This window comes from Treponema endosymbiont of Eucomonympha sp., from assembly GCF_001028545.1.
Genome location: NZ_BBPW01000622.1, coordinates 1 through 455, shown reverse-complemented (window position 1 = coordinate 455; position 455 = coordinate 1). Strand labels below are relative to the sequence as shown.

1 protein-coding gene and 1 pseudogene are annotated in these 455 nt (G+C 63.7%); both read left to right on the top strand.

Translation table 11 applies throughout. The annotated features are described in order from the left end of the window. Nucleotides 1–220: pseudogene (locus AWU74_RS08365) on the top strand (pyridoxal phosphate-dependent aminotransferase); the annotation flags it as partial. Nucleotides 221–242: 22 nt separating this feature from the next. Further along, nucleotides 243–455 (top strand): glycogen/starch synthase (locus AWU74_RS08360; protein ID WP_187150980.1); only part of this gene is annotated, 213 nt, incomplete at its 3' end.

Here is a 455-nt window from a genome sequence, read left to right as displayed (position 1 = left end):
CGCATTCTATCTGTTCTGCGCGGTACCGGAGCGAGCGCATACGGCGGGAGCCGACAGGGACGACGCGGCGTTCTGCGAGCACTTAAAAAAGCATTTGGTGCTGTGCGCGCCGGGCAAAAGCTTCGGCGGAGCGGGCTGGTTCCGAATGGCGTACTGTGTCGCGGAGCGCACGATTGCGGACTCGGCTCCTGCGCTCAAAGCCGCGCGGGAATCGTGGTAAACAGGACTTGAGGGGGAGCGATATGAAGATTTTAATGGTAAGCGCGGAAGCGGTGCCCTATGCCAAAACCGGCGGGCTTGCGGATATGGTGTCCGCGCTCGCGCTCAGCCTGCACCGCGCGGGGCACGACGTCAGAATCGTCATGCCGCGGTATTACGCGATAGACCGGAGCGCGCTGCGGCTTATCCCGGAGCCTATGGGCGTTCCCGTCGGCAGCCTCGGCGAGCAGTGGACG